Source organism: Pseudoalteromonas sp. 23_GOM-1509m (assembly GCF_000518425.1).
In the GTDB taxonomy this organism is placed as follows: domain Bacteria; phylum Pseudomonadota; class Gammaproteobacteria; order Enterobacterales; family Alteromonadaceae; genus Pseudoalteromonas; species Pseudoalteromonas tetraodonis.
On the sequence record NZ_JADO01000012.1, the window covers coordinates 1 to 26,188 of the forward strand.

Genomic DNA, 26,188 nt, shown 5'->3' on the forward strand with positions numbered 1-26,188 from the left:
AAGAGTACCCGCATGATAAACGAATTAGAGTTAGTGCATGGGATCAAGCATCGGGTGTGGCACAACCACCGACGGCGTTAGGATGGCAATGCAGCTAACGCTGCATTGAACCACGAACATAGACTGAAGACAGGTGCCACGACGAACTAAGTAAGGTCTGCTCTGTTACTAGAAATAGTAATAATCAACGAATATCAGCAAGATAACCGACGACATTACTTGCTTCATCCTATGTATTAACTCGCTCTAATTCGAGCAGAAGTAATTATGGCTTAAAAAGTTAGGCAAGGGTCAGTGCGTTTAACTTGACAGTGGGAGTCATACCAACGCCCGGTTATGGGGCGGAAAATGCTTGGCTATAATTATCGACGAAGTAGTGCAAGCCAAGCTTTTTGCGTCCCACCATGAACCGTTTGTTAGAAATTTGAGTGTGCATTAACTAAATCAATAAGTAGCAGTTCAAGCAAACTAGACAACCATGTCACTTCTCTCTCTTCTTTGGTGTTTGAAGTTAAGCGAAAACCCGAGTCAACTATCTCAGCATGGACAGACTTATTGCGCACAAAGTACATATACTTGATACACAGCGTTGCTGTTAGGTGCGAATTATTGATTGTTTTTTTCTTAATATGATTATCTAAGTGCGCCTCTACTTCTTGATAAAAACCTTTATCTTTTAAGAACTTTTCACGTACTGTCAAAGTACTCTTATTGATTTCTGCTAAACGATAATCTTCATTCGCTATAACAAAATTTTTAAAATTTTCAGTTTGTTTCAAAGTAGAAAAGTTGTTGTGAATAAATTTAATCCAACGGACTCGGTCGCGAATATCAGCTGTTGTCAGTTTACTTACCACATCAAAAGTCAGGGGATAAAGCTCTGGGTGCTTAATTAAGTGATCACGAACAAATACTTGACGCTGAAACTCATTATCTTTATTTGAAATTTGTCGATATATTGCATTGAAAGATTTCCATTTTCTTTCAAATGAATCATACGAACTCTCTGAACAAAATGATTTTACCAAATGCGTTAAAGCAATTAGGTAAGAATGCCCTTTGGTACTTTCTTCGAAAATAATCTCTAGCTCATCGGCCTTTATCTTATTCAAACGTGAGAGGTCATCTTCATTATCAACGAGTTGCTTAACTTTATTACCTAGAAAAATTAGCCCGTCCTTAATTGCACCATTATAAATATAGTTAATTTCAATTTTCTTTATTTCGTTGGGTTTACCTACAGAACAGTAATAATAGACCAATGATTTAATAATCTGTGTATACAGTGCACTATTGTGGTTATCAAAGATTCCTTTAAGAATGACTTTATTGCTTCTATAAGCAACAATTTTTATTTTATTATCCGTGATAGTCAATTCGTCTTTGTAAGACTTAGAGAAAGGATAAGAAACTTTACCAGAAAATAGCGAACTACTATCATCGGATGAGAATTCAATTGTAATTACATATCCATGTTCTCTAGACATTTACATCATATTCCAAAAAAAATTTCTAACAATTTAATAGTGCGCTCATCGCGCATATCTCTGCCAATGTCGCGCTCACTTTTTTATTTTATATAGTTTTAACAAATTATCTAACATATTACTATCACTAAGTTTTTATTGTTATTAAGTAATAAAGAACAGATTAATATGCGCGCTTGGCCCATTTTCTTGAATATATGAGCAAACGGTAGTTTGATCACTTAGCTAGATACAGTATTCAATCTATTTCCTTCAACATTCTTTAGTATATTTCATGTGCACTTTGTAACCATTAAATGCTACGTTAAATGTAACTATATTGAAGGAATAAATTATGAAACTTGAGTCTTTAGCGTTGCACCATGGTTATGAATCTGAAGCCACCACTAAGTCGGCGGCGGTGCCGATTTATAATACCTCTTCGTACACCTTTGATAATACCCAGCATGGCGCTGATTTATTTGATTTAAAGGTGGCGGGCAATATTTATACCCGCATTATGAACCCGACCAATGCGGTACTTGAGCAGCGTATTGCCGCGATGGAAGGCGGCATTGGTGCGCTGGCTGTGGCCTCGGGTATGGCAGCAATTACTTATGCAATTCAATGTTTATGTGAGGTGGGCACTAATATTGTAAGCACCAGCCAAGTGTATGGCGGTACTTATAACTTATTTGCTCACAGCTTGCCGCGCCAAGGTATTGAAGCACGGATGATTAAAGCCGATGATTTTGACGGCTTTGAAAACGCGATTGATGAAAACACCCGTGCGGTTTTTTGCGAGTCAATTGGTAACCCTGCTGGGAATATTGTTGATATTGCTCGCCTTGCGAAAATTGCCCACAGTAAAGGGGTGCCTTTAATTGTAGATAACACCGTGGCTACGCCGTATCTGTGTCGTCCATTTGAGTTAGGTGCCGACATTGTGGTGCACTCACTCACTAAATACATTAACGGCCATGGAACCGCTATTGGCGGCATGATTGTTGATTCGGGCAAGTTTGACTGGAAAGCCAATGCCACCCGTTTTGCGATGATGAACGAGCCTGATCCGTCGTACCATAATGTAGTGTATACCGATGCGTTTGCTGAGGCGGCGTTTATTGGACGTTGTCGCGTTGTACCCCTTAGGAATACAGGTGCGGCGCTTGCGCCTAAAAACGCCTCTGATATTTTAATTGGCCTTGAAACGTTAGGGCTAAGAATGGATCGCCACTGCGAAAACGCGCAAAAAATTGCTGAATACCTAGAGAGCCACCCTAAGGTGCTGTGGGTTAATTACGCGGGATTAAAATCAAGCCCATATAACGAAATGAGCCAAAAAATTACTAATGGTAAGGCGTCAGGTATTTTAAGTTTTGGTATTGCCGGTGGCCTTGAAGCCGGTACGCGCTTTATTGATGCCCTCAATATGATTTTACGTTTGGTTAATATTGGCGATGCTAAATCGCTGGCGTGTCATCCTGCATCTACTACGCACCGCCAATTAAATGATGAAGAACTGGCCAATGCGGGCGTTAGCCGCGATTTAATTCGTTTATCGGTGGGTATTGAAAACATTGACGACATTATTGCCGATGTAAGCCAAGCGCTTGATAAGGCCTAAATTGTACAGTAAATACCTCAAACTTTTTTGAGGTATTTATTTTTGTAATCAAAAAGGAGTGCAGATACATGAAATTTTTAATTTTTCTCGGTTCGGTTAGAAAAAGTAGCCCACCTAAGCCTGCGCGTTTAGGGGAGAGAGTAGCAAAAGCATGTGAGCGTTGTTTGCTTGAGCACTACTCTGAACACGAAATAGAGCTTATTGATCCGCTCGATTATGATTTAGACCCTGTGTTTAAACCGCACTTTGCCTATACGCAGGCTGAGGTACCTAAACAACTTGATGATTTAGCAGCAAAAATTAAAGCCAGCGATGGCTTTGTTATGGTGAGCCCTGAATATAATCATTCGATGAGTCCGGCACTCGCTAATTTGCTAAACCACTTTGGTAGTTCTTTATTTGGCTATAAACCCAGCGCAATTGTTACCTATTCTGCAGGGCAGTGGGGCGGCGTGCGCGCTGCTGTTGGTATGCGCAGCTTTTTAAGTGAACTGGGCTGTTTGCCGGTATCAGCAATGATCCATGTACCAAAAGCGCAAGACGTGTTTATTGAAAGTGGTGACGCAAATAATGCGGCAGAGCAAATATCGTGGGATAGCTATTTTTCGCGCACGTTTAATCAATTAATTTGGTGGGCAGAAGGTGCTAGCAAACAACGTGAAGCGTTAGACCCTAAGCGATTAAGTAAAGACTTTAAACGTGACCCATCACAACGTAATGCGCCTTAATGGTTATAAATTTAAGCTAGTCTTTTTTGGCATCTTCACGAGGGGAGGCCAATATAGCTTGCTTTTGCTCATCGGTTAAAATAATCCAGTCGAATATTTCGTCATTTGTGCGCCCGCACCCAGTACAGTAGCCATTCATTCTATAACATTCACCGATACAGTCTGTTTTTAAATGAGTGGATTGTTTACTGGGTGTTAGGCGCATACATTCTCTCGTAATTATTTAGTGGCGACGGGCTTTCCTACTTCTAACGAGGTAGACCAGGTTTTAATTTTTGATAAGGTTTTGCTGGTATAAACAGAAATAACCGGCGATTTATCATCAAGTACAAAGGTGGTGCGCAGAGAGGTTTCCGACTCTTTTTGTGTTTCTAACCAGTTGCTATTTTTTGTTAAACATTGGCGAGTGAGCTCAACGGCTTGTTGATGCATGGCAACGGCTTGTTGTTGGTCTTTGTAGTTTTCTTGACAGCGATAGGTCACGGTTTGATTGTTAAAGCTGGTTACTTGGCAGTTATTGCCAAATACGTTGTACTTTGCGCTCCACACATCTAAATAAGGTGTTTTTACTTTGGTGTCTTTTAACGCTGCAAAGCGATTGTCATAGGCGGCAATCAGCCCATCCATTTTTTCGCAGGGAGTTAGGTTATCTAGTTTAGCTTTTTGTTCAGTGGTTAAACTGCTACAGCCAGATAAAATTAGGCCAGTTAATACCAGCGATATATAGGTTTTCATAATGCGCTATCCTTTTGTAATAGCTATTCCTTGAACATTAGGGTCTATTGACCTTTCAAGGTTGAATTTGCAGCAGTCTGTTTGGTATTTAGGCAAGGCAGAGCCTATGTAGTGTGGTTATTCCCCATAAATAGGTGATAACGCAGCATCAATGCCAAACAGGCGCTGCCCTTCGGGTTCTGCCTAGGGGCGATTTACTCTTTGTTGCTCGGTTTTGACTTAGCCCACTAGGTTGCAAACCTCGCGCCGCGATTAAACCGCCCCTAGTTTGAACAAATTTTAATCCGCAAAGGTCAACAGACCCTAGTTAAAGAATACCTAAGGGAGGGAGTAAATGCTATTCGCAAGGTGTAATTTAAAGTGAATTTATGGTTTTAACATACTGAGTGCGCCACAAAATGGCGCATACAGTAACAGGCGGTTTTACTTATGACGCCCTTGTAGGCAAGCAACTGCATCGGTGAGCTCTAAGCCTTGACGCTGTAGTAACACAATTAAGTGATACAACAAGTCAGCCGATTCGTTAGTAAGCTCATTGTTGTCGTGTTTCATTGCCGCAAGCGCCACTTCAACGCCTTCTTCACCTACTTTTTGGCAGCTGCGGCTTAAGTCTTCAGCAAATAAAGACGCGGTGTAGCTTTTAGCTGGATCGTCGTTTTTACGTGCAACAATCACATCTTCAAGTTGCGCTAAAAAGCTTAAGCTTGGTTTTGCAGCATCGCCAAAACAGCTTTGCGTGCCTAAATGGCACGTTGGCCCTTCTGGGTTTGCCAATACTAAAATTGAATCGTAGTCGCAATCTGTATGCACAGAGACCACGTTTAAGTAGTTTTCTGATGACTCGCCTTTGGTCCATAAACGCGATTTAGAACGCGAATAAAAAGTAACCTTATTACTTTCAAGCGTGACAGCAAGCGCTTCGCTATTCATAAAACCTTGCATTAAAATAACGCCAGAGCGTGCATCTTGAACAATGGCAGGGATCATCTCGCTTTTAGCGAAATCAACTTGAGTTAGGTTTTCTTGCGTTACTAGCATAATCTGGCTGCCACTTGGTTATCTATTAAAAATTGTTTTAGTTCGCCAATGTTAATCACGTTTTTATGAAAAACGCTGGCTGCGAGTGCACCATCTACTTTGCTTTGTTTAAATACATCAACAAAATCTTGCATTGTGCCTGCGCCCCCTGAGGCGATTAAAGGGATGTCGCATAGCTCGCGTATTTTGCTTAGTTGCTCGTTGTCGTAACCATTACGAACGCCATCTTGGTTCATACAGTTTAAAACAATTTCGCCAGCGCCTAAGTCTTGCACCCGCTGAACCCACTCTTGGGTTTTATAACGAGTACGGCTTGAGGCATTAGGATCGCCTGTAAGCTGATACACTAAGTATTCACCGGTCGTTTCATCAAAAAAGCTATCAATACCGACAACCACACACTGCTTGCCAAACTCATCGTGTAACTCTTTTATAAGCTCAGGACGAGCAATGGCAGGGCTATTAATGCTGATTTTGTCAGCGCCGCGTTCAAGTACGCGCGCTGCATCGGCTACCGATTTAATGCCACCCGCTACACAAAATGGAATATCGATATGGCGGGCAATATTTTCTACCCAATTTACATCGAGTAATCGTTTTTCAACGCTTGCACTGATCTCGTAAAATACCAGTTCGTCGGCACCGGCTTCACTGTAGGCTTTAGCAAGTGTTAAAACATCGCCGACTACCTCATGGCCCTTAAATTTAACGCCTTTAACGACTTGGCCGTCTTTTACGTCTAAACAAGGAATTATGCGTTTTGATAACATGCGCTTACCTCGTTTTTAAAATTCTGGATTGTAATATGGTTATTATTACGTTTGTTATTGGTATAACTCATTAGAAAACACATAGACTGCACTTGATATGTTATATTTTTAATAAAAATGAATAGTTAATTTAATGAATGAATCTAAATGCATTACTATGCAATGAATTCTTGGCTCCACTATATAATAAAACTTGCGCTATGTTAATGGTAAAAGCTAGAACTAAAAGTGATAATTCATTCCGGAAAAACGCGCAATCTTGAAACCGTATACTAAATTCATAAAATACTAAAAATTAGCGTGTTTCTTTAGAAAACCGATAGCAGTTTCGACCGGAATTTTTAGCCTCGTAAAGTGCTTGGTCTGCGTGTGTTTTTACTTCTAAGCTAGTATGAGCTTGTCCGTTTGTGATGGTAATTCCTATACTTATTCCGAGCGTGCGTTTTTGGTCAAATAAAATAAATGGTTTGCTAATATTTGTAATGATTCTTTGTGCTATCTCAGAGATCACGTCTTTATCATTTAACTGTGGCAAAATTGCTGCAAATTCATCTCCACCTATTCGAGCAATAATATCGTGCTTACGTAAACAGCTTTTTATGCGCGTTGCAACTTCTTTAAGTGCTTCATCGCCTGCACCATGGCCTAACTCATCATTTATTGGCTTGAAGTAATCTAAATCTAAATACATGAGGACTAATGGTGACTCATTGAACTGGGCTTTATTTAGTTCTTTATCAAGCTTATCTAAAAATATCCTACGGTTATAAAGTCCTGTTAAGCTATCTACAAACGCATAACTTTCTACTTTGGCCTCGTATTCTCGTCTGGCGATAGTGTGATTAGCAAAGGTGTAAATAACAAATATCATTAATAACATTACACCTAGATAGAGCAAAACAATCAATTTTTTTAAACTACTAAATTCGTTTTCAATCAGTGATAGAGGGACCTTATTTACTAACTTCCATTTGGGCCATTTCCCGTTGCTATTTCTCTGATTATCAAGTGTTGGTACTTGATCTAGTAAGGTCATGTGTTCAAAAATATAAATGTTGTTATCCTTTTCAATGATCCCATTTGTTTTAGTTTCCATCGCTTGCCATATATCTGGATGGATATCTTGAAAACGTTGCTGGGGTTTATTGGCAAACATAAAAGCCCATTGTTTTTGTACATCACCAAATAACCAGTAACTTTCTTCATTAAAGAGCATAATGTCACCTAGTGAGCTTTTAGAAATATTTTCTAATTGACTAAGTAAATGCACACCTCCGAGATTTATTATAAGTAAGCCAATCTTTTCATTGTTTTTGTCAACTAGCACTGAGCCTAAACGGATCATTGGTTTTAATGGCCTTTCAATTTGACCATTTTCAATATTTAAATCTAATGGAGATATAAAAATATCATCAGGGCTGAGCTTTATCCCGCGTTTATAGTAGTATCGATCGCTTTTATCTTGAAGCTTGTCTGGAGGTACGATAACGGTACTGTTATTTTCTCTTTGCACCCTTATTAACTCTTGGCCTTTTAAGCTAAGAATTCTTATTTGGGTGTAATAATTTTTTATGGTGATAAAATTAAAATAGTCCTGTTCTAATAGTGTTTTGTTTTCATTACTAAAAAAACGCTGTTCCTTAAAGTGGTGATTATTTTTAAGAATTAACAGATCACGAGATGCATGATTAAGTTGTTGTAAAAACGAATATTTAGCTTGTTTTAACTCATTTTTCTCTTTTTGAATAACAGAACCTATACGCGTTTGTATTTGGTTTTCGTAAAACATATACAAGGCAATATATAAAATAATTGCAGAGCAAAAATAGGTCAGTTGGCTAGTAAATATGGTTGTGTTTAGCTTTTGCGAATTTTGCTCTTGTAAGGGCAAGAAGGCAGGTTTAATAATGGAAAAGTAAATTATCGGCACACTCAGACTACTGAGTATTAAGCTATCAATTGCTATGACTTGCCATTGCTGTAAAACAAATTCGTCAAAATTAAAGGCAAACATAACTAAAGCCTCAATCGTAAAAACGATCATAGCTATTTTAAATGTTAGGAATTCGGTTCTCGATTGTTGGTTTTTTACAAAGTCACTATCATTAAATAAGTAGTGAATAGTAATAATAGCAATGAATGAGATAAGGCTGGCATCTAATATTACAGAAAACCAGATGCCTGTATATTTCGTAACAAATGATGCCAATAACATCATAATAATGGCTTCACTTAACGCCAGTGATATAAAAAGAATAAGTAAGCGTTGTAATGGCATATAAAGTTTCCGAGCCAATTATTATTGAATAACAAAAGCGACTAAATTTAATATAGGGCGGACAGTAGAATTGTTATCGTTAATTTAAAAATACTGCTGTTTGATATTAATATAATAATTAGAAAGTGCGTTTATTGCCATTATGGTTGTGCGTTTATTCTGTAATTTTTGACTAAAGTAGGGTGAATCTTGATCAAAGTGTTCATAACATTTGACCAAGATTCAGTGTGATCAACAATTAACTATGTATATGTTCATCTGTTTTTACGTTCATAAATATCGCGTAGAGTACGGGGATCACAATTAAAGTCAGTAGGGTGGCAAACAGTAACCCAAACACCAGTACCACTGACATCGATTGGAAAAACGCATCAAAATACAGTGGAATAACCCCTAGTACAGTGGTGAGTGTGCCCATCATTACTGGTCTTACCCGACTATTTGCCGAATCGATAATGGCATTATAAGCAGGTTTTCCTTGGCGAATTTCCATATCCATCTGATCCACTAATACAATGGCATTTTTAATCAATAAACCAGAGAGCGACAGTAATCCTAATATACCCATAAACTCTAATGGGATTTGTGTAGTAACCAGCCCAAAAACAACACCAATTAAGGCTAATGGCACCACAAGCCAAATAATAATTGGTTGTTTTAATGCGTTAAATAACACAATAACAATGAGTACCATGGCTAAAAAACCCAGTGGAATAGTTGAGGCCAGCATTTCGTTAGACTCTTTCGATTGACCATATTCGCCATCCCATTCTAGGCGGTAGCCTTGTGGTAGCTCAATGGCTTCTATTTTAGGTTTTACTCTATTAAATAACTCAGAAGCAAGCTCACCTGGCAGTGGATCGGCTTGGGCTTTTATGGTCCATTCACGGTCTTCACGTTTTAATATGCCGTCGCGCCATACGGTTTTAAAGCCATTGGTGACTTGAGCAAGAGGCAGTGTTTCACCGGTGATATTGCTTTGCACTTGAATGTTACCAATGTCGTTTATGTCTACGCGTTCTTTTTGTGGCGCTCTGACGATAATAGGAATGAGCTCTTCGCCTTCACGATACTGCCCAACCACTTGCCCTGAAAAGTTTTGTTGCAGTGCTTCGGCAACCGCTTTGCGCGTTACACCCGCGCGCTGTGCATTAATGGCTGAGTACTGTGGCTCAATAACACTAATGCGTTGTCGCCAAGTGTCTTTAATTGACAGCGCACCGCCATCTTCAATTAATACGGCTTTTGCTTTTGCTGCCAGCTCTCTTAATACACTCGGATCGGGGCCTTTAAATGTGGCTTCTATTTTAGAGCCACCACCGGGGCCCATTACAAAGCGCCATACTTTGCCTTGCGCATCCACAAAGTTATTATCGATGTAGTTTTGTACCCTAGGTAAGAGTTGATCTAGTTTTTTATAGTCATCGACTTTAGCTAAAATTTGCCCGTAAGAACTGTTGGGTGATTCGCTGCCATAAATAAGCATGTAACGTAATCCGCCACCGCCAATAAGCGTTTGTATGCCTTCAACGCCGTTTTGTTGTTTTACAAACACTTCAAGTTTGAGCATGTCTTTTTTGGTTTTTTCAATATCGGTGCCTTGTGGTAACCAAAAATCAACCACCATTTGCGGCGTGGTGGAAGCTGGGAAAAACCCTGATTTTACAAATTGAAAACCCCACATAGACACACTAAACATGGCAACCACAACAGTAACCGTTAACCAGCGATGATGCAGTGCCGACACCACAACCGATTGATATAACGCCATGAGTTTATTTGGTTTTGCTGATGCTGAGGTATCGGTATCTTGTTCTTTAAATAAGCAATAACAAAACAGGGGAGTTAGGGTAATGGCAAATAACCAGCTGTATAACAAAGAGATTAAAATAACCCAAAATAAATGGCCGGTAAATTCAGCGGTATCGCCCGGTGCGAGGCCAATAGGTGCAAAGGCAACAATGCCGACTAATGTGCCGCCAAGTAGTGGCCATTTAGTTTGTTTTACAACTTCACTGGCAATGTCTAACTTTTTACGCCCTTGTTGTGTGCCTACCAAAATTCCTTCTGTCACCACAATCGCATTATCAACCATCATACCGAGGGCAATAATAAGCGCACCTAAGGAAATACGGTGCATGGGTATACCGCTAAAGTCCATGGTAGCAAGGGTGGCAAAAATGGTTAGCAGTAATACGGCGCCAATAATAATCCCAGAGCGCAACCCCATAAATAGCAGTAGCGTGACCATGACAATCACCAGCGCGACTAATACATTAACCACAAAGTTATCGACTGAGTCTTGTACCACTTTTCCTTGGTGGTAAAACTCATGCACGCTGATGCCAAGCGGTCTGAGGTTTTCAGTTTGCTTTACTTTATCATCAACGCGGTCAAACACTTTTACCACATTAGCGCCTAATACACTGGCAACCCCCAGTGATATGGCAGGCTTAGAGTTGTAGCGCACTAACTTGGTTGCTGGGCTTTGAAAACCGCGGTATACATTGGCAATATCTTTTAGGTAAATTGTTTTACCTTTAGCGCTGGCACTTACCAGTAGGTTTTTAATGGTATCAACGGAGTTTAATTCGCCGGTGGGATCAATAAAAATACGTTGATTGCCAATTTGGGTATTACCTGCACTCAATACAGCGTTTTGTTCATCCAAAATACCGTAAATGTTATTGATAGATACACCTAAAGAGGCTAACTCTTCTCGGGCAATTTCTACAAATATCCCCTCTTGTTGTACGCCCGTCATGGCAACTTTCGCTACACCGTCTACTTGTAAAATGTCACTTTGTAGCGTTTTAGCATAGGCATGCAGTTCATCGGGGGAGTAACCTTCGGCAGTAATTAAATAACTTAAGCCATATACATCGCCATAATCATCAAACACTTTGGGGGTCCCTGTACCAGGAGGAAGTGTTGGGCGAGTATCGTTAATTTTGTTTCTGAGTTTAGTCCAAATAACTTGTAGCTCAGATTTGGTTGGCGAAAATTCTGATTTAATTTCTACTTTAATTTCAGATAACCCTGTAGATGAGGTCGACGATATAGTATCAACTTCTTGTAGTTCTTGAATGGCACGCTCAAGCGGCTCGGTCACTTCTTTAGCAACCTCAAGCGGGCTCGCGCCTGAATAAGAAACAAATACTTGCGCGGTGCGAATTATAAATTCGGGGTCTTCAAACCGAGCCATGTTTTTGTATGACGAAAAACCAAAGCCAAGCGTTAAAATGATGAGTATAGTGCTAATTAATTTATTATTTATTGTCCACTTTGCTAAATCCATGACTGCGCTCCTATGCTTTAGTCCAAGGACGTACTTTCATACCCTCAGTCACATAGTTTGCACCTGCACCTACAATCACATCACCTGCTTTTAAGCCCTCAGTAATAATCAGTTGTTCGCCAATACCTTGCTCAATAGCAACGAGTGTTTTTGATACTTGCATTGTTTGTTGGTCAACAGTCCATACGAAATGCTGGCCGTTTTCTTCAAAAATAGCAAAGGTAGGGACAGCCAGTCGTGTTGCGTTTGAACTTGTTTGACGTTCTATTTTTAGGCTGGCATTCATGCCAGGTAATATATTAAGGTTATTGGGTACAGCAAACGAAAAGCGTACTTCATAGGTTTGACTGGCTGAGTCGGCTTCTAAATTCGCACGTCTAAATGTGGCAGGGATAGGCGCAGCCGATACATCTTGTAAAATAACAGTCGCTACATTGTTTTGTTTAGAATCTACCGTAGCCACAATAGACGCGGGAATATTTACAACCGCTTCCATTTCACCTTTACCAAATAGGGTAACTACATGTTGCCCAGCACTGATGTTTTCAAGCTGCTTTACCGGAACTTCTGCAACAATGGCATCGTAAGGCGCTATGATTTTACTGTCAGATAATGCCTTTTGCGCTGAGTCATACTGTGATTCGGCCACTTCTTTTTTAGATTTTAGTTGCTCTATATCTCGCTGTGAAATAACACCGTCTTTTGCAAGCTTTAAACCACGTTGATAATCATTGTTGGCCGTTTCAAACTGTATTTTGCTCGACTTAACCTCATTAACAAAGTTTCTTTGCTCTAATGCGGCTATTACGTCTCCTTTTTTTACATTTTGCGCAGCAATAACGTTGAGCTTTTCAAGTTTACCACTGACCTGAAAGGCCAGTTTTGAGCTGTTTATTGTATCTATAGTGGCAGGATAGGTGAGTGTTTTTGATTGAGAGCCATCATCAATGGTTATTAACTTAACAGGGCGTGGCTTGTTTTGCTTTTGAGTGCTGACTTCGCTATCTGAACAACCGGCTAACAACAACAGTAGCGCAATACTAATAAAATTAAATTTAGTAAAACATGGTTTATTGATCATCTTGCTTACCTTAAATAAAAAGTGCGGTGTTAATCGTTGGCATTTTTGTGTGGTTCAAAATTATAAAATGCGTAAATGTGTTTATTTTCGAATTTACCTGTAATGCTGTTTATTAAGCTATAACTACTTACTACTTGAAAAAAGCAGTAGATAACGAGTGAGTAATAAATAATATTTTAATTTCAACAGTTTATTATTGCTGTACGGTTTTGTTTTAATTTGTGTGATTTTGTAGAACGTAATAAATCAGCACCCCAATGCTTGCTTTGTATCAACATTAGTATAATTAACAATCGGCTTTTTTAAAGCGCAGCTCATAAAGATTATATTTTTGGAATTTAAAATACTTAAAGTGCGGTTTTTATTAATTGAATTGAAATATTAATTGCTTGGGGTCGGTCTTGTGAGTGTCGTGTCGGTATAACTAAATAAAAGCTATCCGATCTAAAGCATATCTCAGTAATGGTTAGCCATTAATTTAAAGACGTAATTAAAACTATGAAAAATTCCAAACATAATCATCATGAAAATAATCATACGAGGTCTAATCCTACCATGAGTAAAAAAATCACCTTAATTGCAATAATCACTTTATTTGCACTGACGATTTTATATTTTACCGGCGCTTTTAACAGCGATGCGGTTACTGCGCAGCGTTTTGTTAATTTACAACAAGGTGATCAAGCCCATGCGGGTTTTCGTCGAGCCCATGCAAAAGGTATTTGTTTAGCGGGGTCGTTTGAGTCTAACGGTGAGCTTGCTAAATATTCGCAAGCCAAGGTATTTGATTTAGGCGCCACTCCTTTTATTGGCCGTTTTTCTATTGCGGGCAATAATCCAACCGCACCTGATTTAAAAGCACCGGTGCGTAGTTTAGCGTTTTCTATAACAACCGATGATAACCAAGAATGGCGCGTAGCAATGAACACGCCTCCAGTTATGGCTGTAGCGACGCCAGATGCGTTCTTTAAACAGTTACAAGCGCTATCCCCTGATCCGGTAACTAAAAAACGCAGTCCTGAAAAAATTAAAGCCTTTTTTGCCGCACACCCTGAAAGTGCCGCATTTAATAACTGGAAAGCAAGTTATAAACCAACTAGCAGTTTTGCCACTGAGCAATACCATAGTATTAATGCCTTTTATTTGGTTGATGAAAATAATGAAAAGCACGCCGTACGTTGGATAGCTAAACCACAATTAAGCGATGAAAACATTCAACCACTTAATAATGATTCAGCCGATGCATTGCAGCTACAACTTAAAGATCAAGTTGCTCAAGCCCCTGTTAAATTCGACATGCTGTTTAGCTTTGCAACCGCTGAAGATGATGAAAACAACCCAACTGTTTTATGGCCACAATCACGCAAAACAATTAACGCAGGCACATTAGTTATCTCAAGCCTTCAGGAGCAAGAAGGAGGCGTGTGTGCTGATATGAACTTTGATCCCTTGGTACTTCCTACAGGGATAGAGCCAAGCGCCGATCCTATATTACGTGCCCGTGGCGCGGCTTATGCTGAGTCATTTCGTCGTCGTGCTAAAGAAGTACTTTTAAATAATTAATAACAGGAAATATCGAATGAAAACAATTAATAAATACTCGGCGTCGAGTATGCTTATTCACTGGGCGATGGCGTTAATCATACTTTCTATGTTATTTCTTGGTTTGTCGATGGTACAAAGTTTAGCGGTTTGGCAAATAGAGGCCATTGCGCTGCATAAGTCATTTGGTATTTTAGCGTTGGTGTTAGTTGCTATTAGATTAATCAATAAAGTAGTCACCACCAGTCCTGCATTACCACCGAGTGTGCCTAAGGCTCAAGCATTAGCCGCGCATTTAACCCAAGTGGGTTTATATGCATCTATGATTTTAATGCCGATTTCTGGTTGGTTAATGCAAAGCGCTGATGGCCGTCATGTGAGCTTTTTTGGTTTACTTACTTTGCCTAGCCTAGTAAGTAAAGATATTGAAACGTATGCTTTTTTCCGTGAAGCACATGGTTTAATTGCTTATGCATTTTTATTGTTTATTTTTATGCATATAAGCGCTGCGCTTTATCATGGTTTAATAAAGCGAGATGGCGTATTAGGCTCTATGTTACCTGGTAAGCATAAATAAACTAATAGTTTTATACAAAAAAGGCACAGATGCGCTCGCACCTGTGCCTTTTTTAGAGCTATATTTTTAGCTTAATTTAAGCGCGTCTTCTACGCTAAAAGCACCATCTAATAAAGACTTGCCTAAAATTACGCCGCCAACACCAAGTTCATTTAGCTTTTTAATATCATCTAATGAACTCACACCACCCGACGCTTGTACTTTAATATCTGCATTATGATTAATTAAATCTTCATAAAGCGCAAAAGAGGGGCCGGTCATGGTGCCGTCTTTACTGATGTCCGTACATAAAAAATCAATAATGCCCAGTTCTACATAAAAATCAATAAGTTCAAATAGCCCAAACTCAGATTCATTTAACCAACCATGGGTTGCTGGCGCCCAGCCGGACTCTGTTTTATTAACATCAAGGGCAATCACAAAGTGCTCAGCGCCAAATTGTTCAATCCAAGCTTTAACCTGTTCACGCTTTTCAACTGCCATTGAACCAATAACCACTTGATTTGCACCGGCTTTTAGCCAATCGCTAACATCTTGCTCTGAACGAATACCGCCACCCACTTGGTAGGGCACATCCAGTGCTTTTGTGGCTGCTTGAATATGTTGCCACTGCTTTTTACTTGGATCGCGTGCGCCTTCTAAATCAACTAGGTGCAGTTTACCCGCGCCGCTGTCAGCGTATTCTTTTAGGCGAGCGCCAAGTTCAAAAGGGTAAAACTGTGCGGTATCATATTTACCTTGATACAAACGTACAATTTGATTTTGTAATACGTCTAATGCTGGAATAATCACTGTGTATCTCTTTTATTATTTATTAACAGTCGCTTATAACTGCCAATCTAGAAAGTTTTGTAATAAACGGGTGCCTACTTTAGCACTTCGCTCTGGGTGAAATTGCATACCGGCATAATTATCTTTAGCGACAATGGCTGAAAAAGTTTGCCCGTATTCACTACTGACTAAAGTGGCATCGTTAACGGTGTGCGCAAAGCTGTGCACATAATAAACCTGATCGTCTTTATGCAGCCCTTTAGTTAGTGGGTGTGCTTGTTGGATAGATAAGTTATTCCACCCCATATGCGGTGACGTTAAACTACCTACATCCAGTGCTTTTACTTGGCCTGGTATTTTACCTAAGCATTGCACGTTACCTTCTTCGGTGCTTTCACACAGCAGTTGCATCCCCAAGCAAATTCCCATTAGCGGGCGCTGATATTCGTTAATCGCTTGCTGCCAACCATTATCGACTAGGCGCTTCATAGCCACAGATGCATGGCCAACACCAGGTAAAATAGCGCGCTCATAGCCCGCTAATTGTTCTGGCGAGGTAATAACGGTAGGGGTTTTACCTAAACGCTCAAATGCAAAGCGTACCGAGTTAATATTGGCACAACCGGTATTAATTATCGCTATCATAAACACCCCTTAGAGCTGGCTGTTTGTTGACTTGTATCTTGTGCAATTGCCATACGCAGTGCCCGTGAAAACGCTTTAAATAAGCCCTCTACTTGGTGATGACAGTTACCGTCACTTACCGACAAAATAAGGCTAATTGCAGCGTTATCACTTAAGCTTTTGAAAAAATGCTCTACCATTTGTACGTCTAAATCACCGGCTTTTTCGCGGCTAAAGTTTGCGTTTAACACAAACGAAGCACGTCCAGATAAGTCAATTTGCGCTTCGGCTTTACATTCATCCATAGGCAATGCAAAACCATAACGCGCTATTTGTGATTTTGTGCCCAGCGCTTGTTTAAGAGCAACCCCTAAGGCAATACCAATGTCTTCAACAAGGTGATGCTCGTCTATGTGTAAATCGCCTTTGGCTTTAATGTTTAAGCCAATGTTTGCGTGGGTGCGTATTTGATCCAGCATGTGATCAAAAAAGCCTAGGCCGGTGTCTATGCTACCGTTTTTAGTTTGATCAAGATTAACCGCTACATCAATTTGTGTTTCTTTAGTGTTGCGTGTAACACGGCCTTCACGGTTGGCTGTGGTCAGCTTAGTAACAATAGCAGGCCAGCTACCATCATATAAAATACCTTCACAACATAAGTTTTGCGCAAGGCCAATATCTGTTTGGCGGTCGCCAATTACAAAAGAGCGCGCTAAATCTACGTTGCCAGAGCGCATAAGCTCGGTCAGTAAGCCTGTTTTTGGCTTACGGCAATCGCAGTTTTGTTCATCAAAGTGTGGGCAAATGAGTACATCTTCAAAGTTAATCCCTTGGCTGTTGAGTATGTCCATCATTTTGTCTTGGGCTATGTCAAAATCCGCAGTAGGGAAACTGTCAGTGCCTAAACCATCTTGATTAGATACCATAACTAGGCGATAACCAGCGGCTTGTAGTTGTAATAATGCCGGAATAACACCAGGTAAAAAAGCCAACTTTTCAAGGCTATCTACCTGTTTGTCGGTGATTGGCTCTTCAATAATGGTGCCGTCACGGTCTATAAATAAATAGGGATTACTCATGATACTTCCTGTTGTGATAGGGCTGTTGGGGTGGTTAAACCATCGAGCCAAATTTTTACTTGTTCTAATTCTTGTTCGCTACCAATTGAAATGCGTAGCCAGTCGTCTTCACCGTATAAGGTAAATGCTCGCATGACTAAGCCTTGTTCAAGGGCAACTTTAAAGCTGTTTTTATCGGCCAATTTTAAGGTAACAAAGTTGCCTTCACCAGTGAGAATTTTTAATACAGCAGGGGAGGCGTTTAACCACTCTATTAGCTTTAATTTTAAGCTGTTTAAAATGCTCACCTGGCAACGCATAGAGGTAATGGCATCAGGGGCAATGGCTTGCGCTGCAATACTCGCTACCACGCTCGATACCGGATACGGTGCAATGACTTTACGAATGGGCGCAAGTACACTGGCTTGAGCGAGGGTAAACCCGGTTCGCAGGCCTGCCAACGCAAACGCTTTTGACAGTGTACGTAGCACTACAATATTACTAAACTCGTTTATAAGTTGTGTTGCACTTTGCTCTGGACAAAACTCAATATAGGCTTCATCAACAATCACCAATGCTTTACCTGCAAGCGCAGTGGCAATGGCTTTTACTTTATCTAGCGGCGTTAAACTACCTGTTGGGTTATTTGGATTACAAATAAACACCAGTTTTGAGCTACCGACCGCAGTGACAATATCATCAACATTGGCTGTTAATAATAACTCTTGAGTAAGCGCGTTAATAGCCACATTGTGCGTATCAGCAGTGACTTTATACATACCGTAGGTAGGCAAAAACAGCGCAATACTATCTTTAGCTGGCTGGCAATACGTGCGTACTAAAAGCTCAATGCCTTCGTCTGCACCTCGCGTCATAAGGATATTGTCGCTTTTAAGCTCGGTGTAAGCTGCATAGCGATCAATAACCAATTGTGGCTGTGGATCGGGATAGCGATTTAAATCTTCAATACTCAGCTCAAGGTTTTTAGCATATGGGCTTTCGTTGGCATTGAGCCACGTTGTGCCTGTTAACTTTTCACTTTTAGCCGAGCTGTAAGCAGCAAGCGCTTTAATATTATCAGGTAATAAGCCAGGTGCTTGGGCGCTCTCATTGCTCATTGTTTATTGCCTCTAAACGAATTGAAACCGCATTAGCGTGGGCATCAAGGCCTTCTGCGTCTGCCAGTGGTAAAATAGCTTTTGAAAGCTCTGTTAAGCCACCTTTACTAATAGTTTGTACTGTGTATGTGCGGAAAAAATCAAGCAAGTTTAAGCTTGAGTATGTCGCGCTATAACCGTAAGTAGGTAATACGTGGTTAGTACCCGATGCATAATCGCCAGCCGATTCTGGTGTGTAGTCGCCAACAAATACTGAACCTGCATTTTTAACCGAATCAAGGTACGGGGTTGCATCTGCCAGCTGTAAAATTAAGTGCTCTGGCCCATATTGCGCTGATACATCAAATGCTTGCGCTATTGAATCCACTAAAATAAGTGACGAATTGGCCAACGCTTGTTCAGCGGTGTCTTTTCGGCTTAAGTTAGCTAATTGACGAGTAAGCGCGTCTTGCGTTTGTTTAATAATAGTTTCGCTGTTACATAATAAAATAACTTGCGAGTCGGCGCCATGCTCTGCTTGTGAGAGTAAATCGGCCGCAATAAACTCTGGATTAGCTCGTTCATCTGCTATCACTAATACTTCAGATGGACCTGCTGGCATATCAATCGCCATTCCTGGAATTGTTTGTGCAACTAACTGCTTTGCCATAGTCACAAAGCTATTACCTGGGCCAAAAATTTTATTCACTTTAGGTACTGATTCAGTGCCGTAGGCCATTGCAGCAATCGCACCAGCACCACCGCTTTCAATAATTGTGCTGATACCACATAATTTAGCAGCATATAAAATAGCAGGATTTATTGCTTTATCGCCTTGTACGGGGGTAGTGAGTACCACGGTTTTTGCACCGCTTAACTGCGCCAATACACCTTGCATTATAACTGACGATGGCAATGGGGCACTGCCCCCAGGGACATAAATACCGACCGCTTCGATGGCTTGATATTTCAGTTCACATTCAACGCCTGGTTGAGTCGATAACTTAATATCTTTAGGCAGTTGCGCTTGGTGAAAACATTTTACATTTGCATAAGCGGTATCAATTGCATACTTAAGCTCAGGGCTTAGCATTTTCTCAGCGGCATTAATTTCATCAAGTGGAACACGTAAACGCGGCTCAGCTCGGTTATCAAACTCTTTTGCTAATGCTAGTAATGCAGCATCGCCTTGCGCATTTACTTTTGCCAAAATAGTTTGGCAAATACTTTCTACTTTTTCACTCGCTGATACAGCAGGGCGCATCAGCGCCGCTGCTTGAACCTGTGATGATTCTTCATTCCAACGAAGCATGGCTGTTACTCCATCATTTTTTCAATAGGCATAACTAAAATAGAATTCGCGCCGAGTGCTTTAAGTTGCTCCATGGTTTCCCAAAATAACGTTTCGCTACTTACCATGTGCAATGCTACATATTCGTCAGATCCTGCTAGTGCAAGTAATGTAGGTTGACCAGAACCAGGCAGGATTTCACAAATTTCATCCAGCTTATCTTTTGGTGCGTGTAGCATGATGTACTTGCTTTCTTTGGCTTGCTTCACACCACGCAAACGCGGCATCAATTTATTGATAAGCGCGAGTTTGTCGGCATCTTGCAGTTGGGTGTTTTGAATTAAACAGGCGTTTGACTCTAAAATGGTATCACCCTGCATTAAGCCATTAGCTTCAAGGGTTGCACCTGTTGAGACCAAATCACAAATGGCATCAGCAAGACCAGCACGCGGCGCCACTTCAACAGAGCCTGTGAGCATAACAGTGCTGGCGTTGATGCCTTCGCGTTTTAAATATTGGCTTAAAATTTCAGGGTAGGTGGTTGCAATACGTTTGCCTTCAAACCAGCTTTTGTCTTGCTTACCTAGTTCTTGTGGCCATGCAAGTGCAAGACGACAGTAACCAAAATCTAATTTTGATAATTTAGTTACTTCGCTTGGAACGCCTTGACGCTCTCTTTCTGCTTGTACTTCAACTAATACGTTTTCGCCAACAATACCTAAGTCACATACACCGTCCATTACTAAACCTGGGATATCGTCATCGCGTACACGTAAAACGTCAATTGGCATATTGGTTGAGTGTGCTATAAGGCGCTGCTCGCGAAGGTTGAGTTTTACACCCAGTTGCTTAAGCAGATCTTGACAATCTTTAGATAGGCGGCCGCCTTTTTGGATGGCGATACGAAGACGATTACTATTATTCATTACTCATTTTCCTTTAATTTAAAAACTAAAAACCCCGAGGGAAACCTCAGGGCGAAAATGAATCTTGGTATGTTGATTCGCCAGAGGTTTCCTTTTAGGAACAACCTCTCAGCGAAAGACCTGACAGGTTATTCCGATGAATGATGGTGGTGATGTACTGCTGTCAGAGTGTTGCGCATTTTTTATCCTGTTTAGCTATTCGTTATTATGTTAACGCTTAGCTGCTGTTTGTTTAATAAATTTCGCATTTATAAAAACACATAAACCAATAGCATGGCAAGAAAAATTTTCTTAAATTAAAGAATACCTTATAACTGTCGATAATAACTAAAGGTTTGCTTTATTTATCAACAGTTTTATAGTGATTAAATTACATTCAATTCAATGGAGGCACGCATGGATATAATGATCCCTTATTTAGGGCCTATTACGCGTTTAACGCTTGAATCTAAAGGGGCTTTTCATATTGCTGGGGTTCAACAAAGTGCCAGTGCCAAAAAAGTCGAGTTAGAAGAGCGTAAAAAAAGAGAAGTAGAAAAGCAACATAAGCTGGCGTTTGACGAAAATAAATCGCGCAATAAAACCGCTGAAGAAGATGACGACAAACCCCATTTAGATACATGGGCTTAGTACAAGTGATTGGCGATACCGTTATTGCCTCAAGTTAAAATCGCCCTCAATAAAAGCAAATTTGTTTAAACATAGCAAATAGTGGTGCATGGCTATGAACTGCGTGTTTTTAAAACTACTCCCTACCCATTTAAAATAGATTACCCCTCTTTTAAAGCTCAACAGGTAAAGTATTTTTCTTAGCAACTACATGCTCATTGAGCAGTTGATTAGTGATTAACAATAAAGCGTGTGATTTTAAAATCTAATACTTTCTCTGGGCTGTTTTATGTAAATATATGTATACGAAATGTTATTTCTGGCCTTCATTAGTTAAAACAGTAGTTTTTAAATCATTGTAAAATAATAGATTAATTTTCGAGCTAATACTTTAATTGTAAATCAAATGTTTAATTTTCGTTATTTAAGTTTGTGATCTACTCTGATCCTTAATCGGGTACAAGGTGTGCCGATTAATACAAATATATTAAAAACTTAAACTTTAACGGAGCGTAAACGTGAATTTATCTAAAATCACAATAGCAACTTTTGCTGCTTTAACTTTGGTTCAAGCAACAAATGCAGTAGCTGCGAATAAGAAATACCTAAATCAACAACCGACAATTAATAATATGGTGCAATCAAACTCTGCTTCCTTGTTATCAGTAAGTCCAAATCAGTTGATTGGGTTGAGTGTAGGGAACGAATTAGTTGTATTAAAAGAATTTACTAGCAATAACGGAGAAGTAACCCGCCGCTATCAACAAACGTATCAGGGCATTCCTGTGATTGGTGATACGGTCAGCTTAACATTTAATAATGGGTTGCTTAAAAAAGCCCATGGTGCAGCTGTTTATAATATTGATGAAGATTTATCTGATGTATCGGCTAAATTGACAAAAAAAGATGCGATTTTAAAAGGGTCTAAAACGGGTATAGCTGCAAAATCAGTAGGCTTAAAAAAACATAATGAGCAATCCAGACTTGCTATCTGGGTTGACGATCAAAATAAGGCGCATTTAGTTTATGAAGTGTCTTATGTTACTTATGGCAAGTCACCATCAAGGCCATACCTGATCATTGATGCTAATACCGGTGAGATCTTGCTTAGTTACGATAACCTGCAACATGCCAATGCAACAGGCCCTGGCGGTAATCTAAAAACAGGCAAGTATTTTTATGGAACTGATTTTGACAGCCTAGATGTTAGTCAATCAGGTAATACTTGTAGCATGAATAACGCAAATGTTCGCACTATTAATTTAAATGGCGGAACAAGTGGCTCTTCTGCGTATTCATTTACATGTCCTGAAAATACGTTTAAAGAAATTAACGGTGCTTATTCACCGCTAAACGATGCTCATTTTTTTGGTAACGTTATTTTTAATATGTATAACGATTGGTTAGGGACTGCGCCTTTGAGTTTTCAGTTACAAATGCGTGTTCATTACTCAAGTAACTATGAAAATGCGTTTTGGGATGGCAGCGCAATGACCTTTGGTGATGGGCAAAATACATTCTACCCGTTGGTCAGTTTAGATGTATCTGCGCATGAAGTCAGCCATGGCTTTACTCAGCAAAATTCAGGCTTGATTTACAATGGTAAACCAGGCGGGTTAAACGAAGCATTTTCGGATATGGCTGGTGAAGCCGCTGAATTTTATATGAAAGGCAGCAACGATTGGCTAGTTGGAAAGGATATTTTTAAAGGTAATGGTGCACTGCGTTACATGAATAACCCTACCCAAGATGGCCGTTCTATAGATAACCAAAGTAACTATTATTCAGGTATGGACGTGCATTATAGTTCAGGTGTTTATAACAAGGCATTTTATAATTTAGCAACCACGCCGGGTTGGGATACGCAAAAAGCCTTTATCGTAATGGCACGTGCTAACCAACTATATTGGAGTGCGGGTGTAGGCTGGGATTTAGCCGGTAACGGTGTGATGGATGCAGCCTGTGATTTAAATTATGACCCTAATGATGTAAAAGCCGCTTTGGCTGCGGTAGGTGTTAATTCAAATCTTAGTTCAGGTAGTGATTGTGCTACACCACCACCGACTGACGATGAAGTGTTAACCAATGGGGTAACCCGTACGGGTATTAGCGGCGCAGAAAAAGAGCAACTATTCTTTACTTTGGAAGTCCCTGACGGCGCAACAAATCTTCAATTTAATACAATGGGTGGCTCAGGTGATGCAGACCTATATGTTAAATTTGCTAGTAGACCAAGCTTAAATAACTATGATTGCAATAGCACAACATCTACCAGTACAGAAAGCTGCAACATAAGTAATGCACAAGCAGGAACTTACTATGTAATGGTTGAAGCATGGAGTGCGATATCTGGTGTATCGCTAACGGGAAGCTACTCTGATGGGAATGGTGGTGTGACGCCAATTAATAGAACTGAGTCTAATATTAATGTGACTACTAATAACTGGAGCCGCTTTACTCAAGATTTATCAGAAGGGTATAGCACTTTAAATATTAGTATTGCCGGTGGTAATGGTGATGCTGATCTTTATGTAAACTTTGGCTCGCCTTCAAGTACGTCTTCATACTTATGTAGACCCTACAAAAATGGTAATAATGAAGAATGTACATTTGATAACCCACAAGCAGGTACTTGGTACATTGATTTAAGAGGTTACAGCTTAGCAAGCGGCGTAACACTCAACGTAACGGCTAATTAGGCATACATATCAAAAGGGGCTTTGCCCCTTTTTTAATGCTTAAAATAAAAGTGACAAGATAAGGAATATTTATGAACTACTTTAAACAGTTAGCAGTTATTACTACTTTAACCTTAAGTTTTAATTGCTTAGCAAATGAAAATCCAGACAATATTTGGGTCACCATTGACTCAACTGCAGCCCAGCATTATCAACATGAACAAGGTACATTTTTGCAAAAAATGCCATTTTCGCATAGAAAATCAAGTATTTTACCTGACGTTGATTTACTCAGTGTACCGCGTGACGCAGTAAACAATTTAAGTGAGTTTATGCACCAGAACTATAACCGTTGTGGTGGGTTTGTTGCGCATAGTTCGTTCGAAGAAGCGAATGATTACGCAAAACAATTAGCTGTTGTTCAAAATAGCCAAGCTACATCAGCCTTTAATTATTCAATTGATAATGCGCAAACAGTACAAAGTTTAATTAGTGCACAAAGCCCAATTAATTTACAAAGCACTGTAAATTCACTCACTAGTTTTAATAATCGTTATTATACTTCGCAAACCGGCGTTGATGCCTCACAGTGGCTGCAAAGTTATTGGCAACAAATTGCCAGCGTTCGAAGTGATATAACCATTGAGAGTTATCAGCATAGCTGGGCGCAATCATCAGTGATTGTAACCATTGCAGGTGCTGAAAATGCAGATGAAATTGTTATTATTGGGGGGCATTTAGACTCGATTAATCAAGCAAATCCAGCACAAGGGCGCTCTCCTGGCGCGGATGATAATGCATCGGGTATTGCAGTGTTAACGGAAGCGTTAAGAGCAATTGTTGATACAAATTATAAACCGCAAAAAACTATTCAAATAATGGCGTTTGCAGCAGAGGAGGTGGGGTTAAAAGGGTCTAAAGCTATAGCCAGTAGCTATCGTTCGCTGGGTAAGAATGTAGTGGGCATGGTGCAATTTGATATGACTGGTAATAACGGCAGTATCGAAGATATTATTATGATGACGGATTACACCACCAATGCTCAAAACCAGTTTTTAGCCCAGCTGATAGACACCTACTTACCACAAATTAGTTATGGCTTTGATCAATGTGGGTATGGTTGCTCCGATCATGCTTCGTGGTATCAACAAGGGTTTGCGGCCTCTATGCCTTTCGAATCAAAAATGAATGACATTAACCCACTGATACATACACAAAACGACAGTAATTTTGACGCTGATCATGCAATTAAATTTGCTAACTTAGCCGTTAGCTTTGTTGCTGAATTGGCAAAAAATGCCGGTGATGTCACTCCGCCAAATAATAATGAGTTAGTCAATGGTGAACCAATTTCTGGTATCAATGCCACTGCTAAAGAGCAGCTTATCTATACATTGAATGTACCAAAAGGAGCGCAAAACTTAACGTTTGAAACCTCAGGTGATAATGGCGATGCCGATTTATACGTTAAATATAATCAGGCGCCCACGTTAACTGATTACGACTGTAAAAGTACCTCTGCCACAAGTAATGAGCGTTGCGACATTCCAACCAGCAATGAAGGCAATTACTATGTCATGGTTGAGGCATACAGCGCAATTAATAATGTTTCTTTGACAGGCAGTTTTGAGCCAGCAGGCGCTTTAGAGCCCATTAATCGCGTAGAAGATAACATTAGCGTAAATACAGGTGATTGGCAGCGTTTTGAACAACGTTTAGCCGCGGGTTATGTCTCCCTGAACGTTGCTATTTCAGGCGGAAGCGGCGATGCTGATTTGTATTTAAATTTCGGTGCGCCATCTTCAAATACACAATTTGTGTGTAGGCCATATAAAAACGGCAACACAGAAAGTTGCACTATTTCTGCACCCCAGGCAGGCGTATGGCACATAGATGTTAAAGGCTATCGTAATGCAAGTGGTATTACGCTAACTATAAATGCACAATAATTAACAGGGGCATAAGCCCCTTTAAAGGCCAAATTCTCACGCTAT

Annotated in this window: 21 protein-coding genes; 7 read left to right on the forward strand and 14 right to left on the reverse strand. The window is 40.0% G+C overall.

Features of this window, described 5'->3' with window-relative positions; translation table 11 throughout:
• Nucleotides 1–416 precede the first annotated feature (416 nt).
• A complete protein-coding gene (locus N523_RS0105740) occupies nucleotides 417–1,487 on the reverse strand; it encodes a hypothetical protein (protein WP_028834560.1) in 1,071 nt (356 codons plus the stop codon).
• Between the two features lie 334 nt (nucleotides 1,488–1,821).
• On the opposite strand from N523_RS0105740, the gene N523_RS0105745 reads away from it, so the two are divergent.
• Entirely contained in the window at nucleotides 1,822–3,093 is a 1,272-nt protein-coding gene (locus tag N523_RS0105745; protein ID WP_028834561.1) for an O-acetylhomoserine aminocarboxypropyltransferase/cysteine synthase family protein, read from the forward strand.
• Between the two features lie 68 nt (nucleotides 3,094–3,161).
• Nucleotides 3,162–3,821 carry an NADPH-dependent FMN reductase gene (locus N523_RS0105750; RefSeq protein ID WP_028834562.1) on the forward strand — a complete coding sequence of 220 codons (660 nt, stop codon included), beginning with the start codon at nucleotides 3,162–3,164 and terminating at the stop codon, nucleotides 3,819–3,821.
• 16 nt (nucleotides 3,822–3,837) lie between these two features.
• Here the strand turns inward: N523_RS0105750 and N523_RS18950 are convergent, their stop codons facing one another.
• The 7 genes from N523_RS18950 to N523_RS0105785 form a co-directional block, all read right to left on the reverse strand.
• Nucleotides 3,838–4,026 carry a DUF1289 domain-containing protein gene (locus N523_RS18950; protein WP_036959698.1) on the reverse strand — a complete coding sequence of 63 codons (189 nt, stop codon included), beginning with the start codon at nucleotides 4,024–4,026 and terminating at the stop codon, nucleotides 3,838–3,840.
• A gap of 14 nt (nucleotides 4,027–4,040) precedes the next feature.
• Nucleotides 4,041–4,556, reverse strand: coding sequence for a hypothetical protein (locus N523_RS0105760; protein WP_028834563.1), 516 nt, complete (start codon nucleotides 4,554–4,556; stop codon nucleotides 4,041–4,043).
• A 423-nt stretch (nucleotides 4,557–4,979) separates the two neighbouring features.
• Complete coding sequence (gene hisIE, locus N523_RS0105765; RefSeq protein ID WP_013463284.1) at nucleotides 4,980–5,594, reverse strand: bifunctional phosphoribosyl-AMP cyclohydrolase/phosphoribosyl-ATP diphosphatase HisIE; 615 nt, start codon at nucleotides 5,592–5,594, stop codon at nucleotides 4,980–4,982.
• Complete coding sequence (hisF, locus tag N523_RS0105770; RefSeq protein ID WP_028834564.1) at nucleotides 5,588–6,364, reverse strand: imidazole glycerol phosphate synthase subunit HisF; 777 nt, start codon at nucleotides 6,362–6,364, stop codon at nucleotides 5,588–5,590. Before hisF ends, hisIE begins: the two co-directional genes overlap by 7 nt.
• Nucleotides 6,365–6,659: 295 nt before the next feature.
• Nucleotides 6,660–8,642: a GGDEF domain-containing protein gene (locus N523_RS0105775; protein WP_028834565.1), complete on the reverse strand. Its 1,983-nt coding sequence runs from the start codon at nucleotides 8,640–8,642 to the stop codon at nucleotides 6,660–6,662.
• Between the two features lie 238 nt (nucleotides 8,643–8,880).
• On the reverse strand, nucleotides 8,881–11,940 hold the full coding sequence (locus tag N523_RS0105780) for an efflux RND transporter permease subunit (RefSeq protein WP_028834566.1): 3,060 nt from the start codon (nucleotides 11,938–11,940) through the stop codon (nucleotides 8,881–8,883).
• A 10-nt stretch (nucleotides 11,941–11,950) separates the two neighbouring features.
• Nucleotides 11,951–13,021, reverse strand: a complete 1,071-nt coding sequence (locus N523_RS0105785) for an efflux RND transporter periplasmic adaptor subunit (protein ID WP_028834567.1) — start codon at nucleotides 13,019–13,021, stop codon at nucleotides 11,951–11,953.
• 555 nt (nucleotides 13,022–13,576) lie between these two features.
• Between N523_RS0105785 and N523_RS0105790 the strand changes: the two genes are divergently transcribed.
• On the forward strand, nucleotides 13,577–14,584 hold the full coding sequence (locus N523_RS0105790; RefSeq protein WP_028834568.1) for a catalase family peroxidase: 1,008 nt from the start codon (nucleotides 13,577–13,579) through the stop codon (nucleotides 14,582–14,584).
• Nucleotides 14,585–14,600: 16 nt separating this feature from the next.
• The gene (locus N523_RS0105795; protein ID WP_028834569.1) at nucleotides 14,601–15,140 is read left to right on the forward strand and encodes a cytochrome b; all 540 of its coding nucleotides are present in this window, start codon (nucleotides 14,601–14,603) and stop codon (nucleotides 15,138–15,140) included.
• 66 nt (nucleotides 15,141–15,206) lie between these two features.
• Here N523_RS0105795 and N523_RS0105800 read toward each other — a convergent pair whose 3' ends face one another.
• The 6 genes from N523_RS0105800 to hisG are packed head-to-tail and all read right to left on the reverse strand — an operon-like array spanning nucleotide 15,207 to nucleotide 20,907.
• Entirely contained in the window at nucleotides 15,207–15,932 is a 726-nt protein-coding gene (locus tag N523_RS0105800) for a 1-(5-phosphoribosyl)-5-[(5-phosphoribosylamino)methylideneamino] imidazole-4-carboxamide isomerase (RefSeq protein WP_028834570.1), read from the reverse strand.
• 33 nt (nucleotides 15,933–15,965) lie between these two features.
• Entirely contained in the window at nucleotides 15,966–16,556 is a 591-nt protein-coding gene (hisH, locus tag N523_RS0105805) for an imidazole glycerol phosphate synthase subunit HisH (RefSeq protein ID WP_013463293.1), read from the reverse strand.
• Nucleotides 16,553–17,614: a bifunctional histidinol-phosphatase/imidazoleglycerol-phosphate dehydratase HisB gene (gene hisB / locus N523_RS0105810; protein WP_013463294.1), complete on the reverse strand. Its 1,062-nt coding sequence runs from the start codon at nucleotides 17,612–17,614 to the stop codon at nucleotides 16,553–16,555. Before hisB ends, hisH begins: the two co-directional genes overlap by 4 nt.
• Nucleotides 17,611–18,711: a histidinol-phosphate transaminase gene (hisC, locus tag N523_RS0105815; RefSeq protein ID WP_028834571.1), complete on the reverse strand. Its 1,101-nt coding sequence runs from the start codon at nucleotides 18,709–18,711 to the stop codon at nucleotides 17,611–17,613. The genes hisB and hisC overlap by 4 nt, the downstream gene beginning before the upstream one ends.
• Complete coding sequence (gene hisD, locus N523_RS0105820; protein ID WP_028834572.1) at nucleotides 18,701–20,002, reverse strand: histidinol dehydrogenase; 1,302 nt, start codon at nucleotides 20,000–20,002, stop codon at nucleotides 18,701–18,703. The genes hisC and hisD overlap by 11 nt, the downstream gene beginning before the upstream one ends.
• A 5-nt stretch (nucleotides 20,003–20,007) precedes the next feature.
• Nucleotides 20,008–20,907 carry an ATP phosphoribosyltransferase gene (gene hisG / locus N523_RS0105825; RefSeq protein WP_013463297.1) on the reverse strand — a complete coding sequence of 300 codons (900 nt, stop codon included), beginning with the start codon at nucleotides 20,905–20,907 and terminating at the stop codon, nucleotides 20,008–20,010.
• 396 nt (nucleotides 20,908–21,303) lie between these two features.
• On the opposite strand from hisG, the gene N523_RS0105830 reads away from it, so the two are divergent.
• From N523_RS0105830 to N523_RS0105840, 3 genes are all read left to right on the forward strand, one after another.
• Nucleotides 21,304–21,537: a hypothetical protein gene (locus N523_RS0105830; RefSeq protein WP_013463298.1), complete on the forward strand. Its 234-nt coding sequence runs from the start codon at nucleotides 21,304–21,306 to the stop codon at nucleotides 21,535–21,537.
• A gap of 497 nt (nucleotides 21,538–22,034) precedes the next feature.
• Nucleotides 22,035–24,215 carry a M4 family metallopeptidase gene (locus N523_RS0105835; RefSeq protein ID WP_028834573.1) on the forward strand — a complete coding sequence of 727 codons (2,181 nt, stop codon included), beginning with the start codon at nucleotides 22,035–22,037 and terminating at the stop codon, nucleotides 24,213–24,215.
• Between the two features lie 71 nt (nucleotides 24,216–24,286).
• Complete coding sequence (locus N523_RS0105840) at nucleotides 24,287–26,143, forward strand: M28 family metallopeptidase (protein ID WP_028834574.1); 1,857 nt, start codon at nucleotides 24,287–24,289, stop codon at nucleotides 26,141–26,143.
• The last annotated feature ends 45 nt before the right edge of the window (nucleotides 26,144–26,188 follow it).

Coding starts and splice junctions, on each gene's coding strand:
- N523_RS0105745 (WP_028834561.1), top strand. CDS start 1,822: ATGAAACTTGAGTCTTTAGCGTTGCACCATGGTTATGAATCTGAAGCC.
- N523_RS0105795 (WP_028834569.1), top strand. CDS start 14,601: ATGAAAACAATTAATAAATACTCGGCGTCGAGTATGCTTATTCACTGG.
- hisG (WP_013463297.1), bottom strand. CDS start 20,907: ATGAATAATAGTAATCGTCTTCGTATCGCCATCCAAAAAGGCGGCCGC.
- N523_RS0105760 (WP_028834563.1), bottom strand. CDS start 4,556: ATGAAAACCTATATATCGCTGGTATTAACTGGCCTAATTTTATCTGGC.
- N523_RS0105830 (WP_013463298.1), top strand. CDS start 21,304: ATGGATATAATGATCCCTTATTTAGGGCCTATTACGCGTTTAACGCTT.
- N523_RS0105780 (WP_028834566.1), bottom strand. CDS start 11,940: ATGGATTTAGCAAAGTGGACAATAAATAATAAATTAATTAGCACTATA.
- hisF (WP_028834564.1), bottom strand. CDS start 6,364: ATGTTATCAAAACGCATAATTCCTTGTTTAGACGTAAAAGACGGCCAA.
- N523_RS0105750 (WP_028834562.1), top strand. CDS start 3,162: ATGAAATTTTTAATTTTTCTCGGTTCGGTTAGAAAAAGTAGCCCACCT.
- N523_RS0105840 (WP_028834574.1), top strand. CDS start 24,287: ATGAACTACTTTAAACAGTTAGCAGTTATTACTACTTTAACCTTAAGT.
- hisC (WP_028834571.1), bottom strand. CDS start 18,711: ATGAGCAATGAGAGCGCCCAAGCACCTGGCTTATTACCTGATAATATT.
- hisD (WP_028834572.1), bottom strand. CDS start 20,002: ATGCTTCGTTGGAATGAAGAATCATCACAGGTTCAAGCAGCGGCGCTG.
- N523_RS0105785 (WP_028834567.1), bottom strand. CDS start 13,021: ATGATCAATAAACCATGTTTTACTAAATTTAATTTTATTAGTATTGCG.
- hisB (WP_013463294.1), bottom strand. CDS start 17,614: ATGAGTAATCCCTATTTATTTATAGACCGTGACGGCACCATTATTGAA.
- N523_RS0105775 (WP_028834565.1), bottom strand. CDS start 8,642: ATGCCATTACAACGCTTACTTATTCTTTTTATATCACTGGCGTTAAGT.
- hisH (WP_013463293.1), bottom strand. CDS start 16,556: ATGATAGCGATAATTAATACCGGTTGTGCCAATATTAACTCGGTACGC.
- hisIE (WP_013463284.1), bottom strand. CDS start 5,594: ATGCTAGTAACGCAAGAAAACCTAACTCAAGTTGATTTCGCTAAAAGC.
- N523_RS0105740 (WP_028834560.1), bottom strand. CDS start 1,487: ATGTCTAGAGAACATGGATATGTAATTACAATTGAATTCTCATCCGAT.
- N523_RS18950 (WP_036959698.1), bottom strand. CDS start 4,026: ATGCGCCTAACACCCAGTAAACAATCCACTCATTTAAAAACAGACTGT.
- N523_RS0105790 (WP_028834568.1), top strand. CDS start 13,577: ATGAGTAAAAAAATCACCTTAATTGCAATAATCACTTTATTTGCACTG.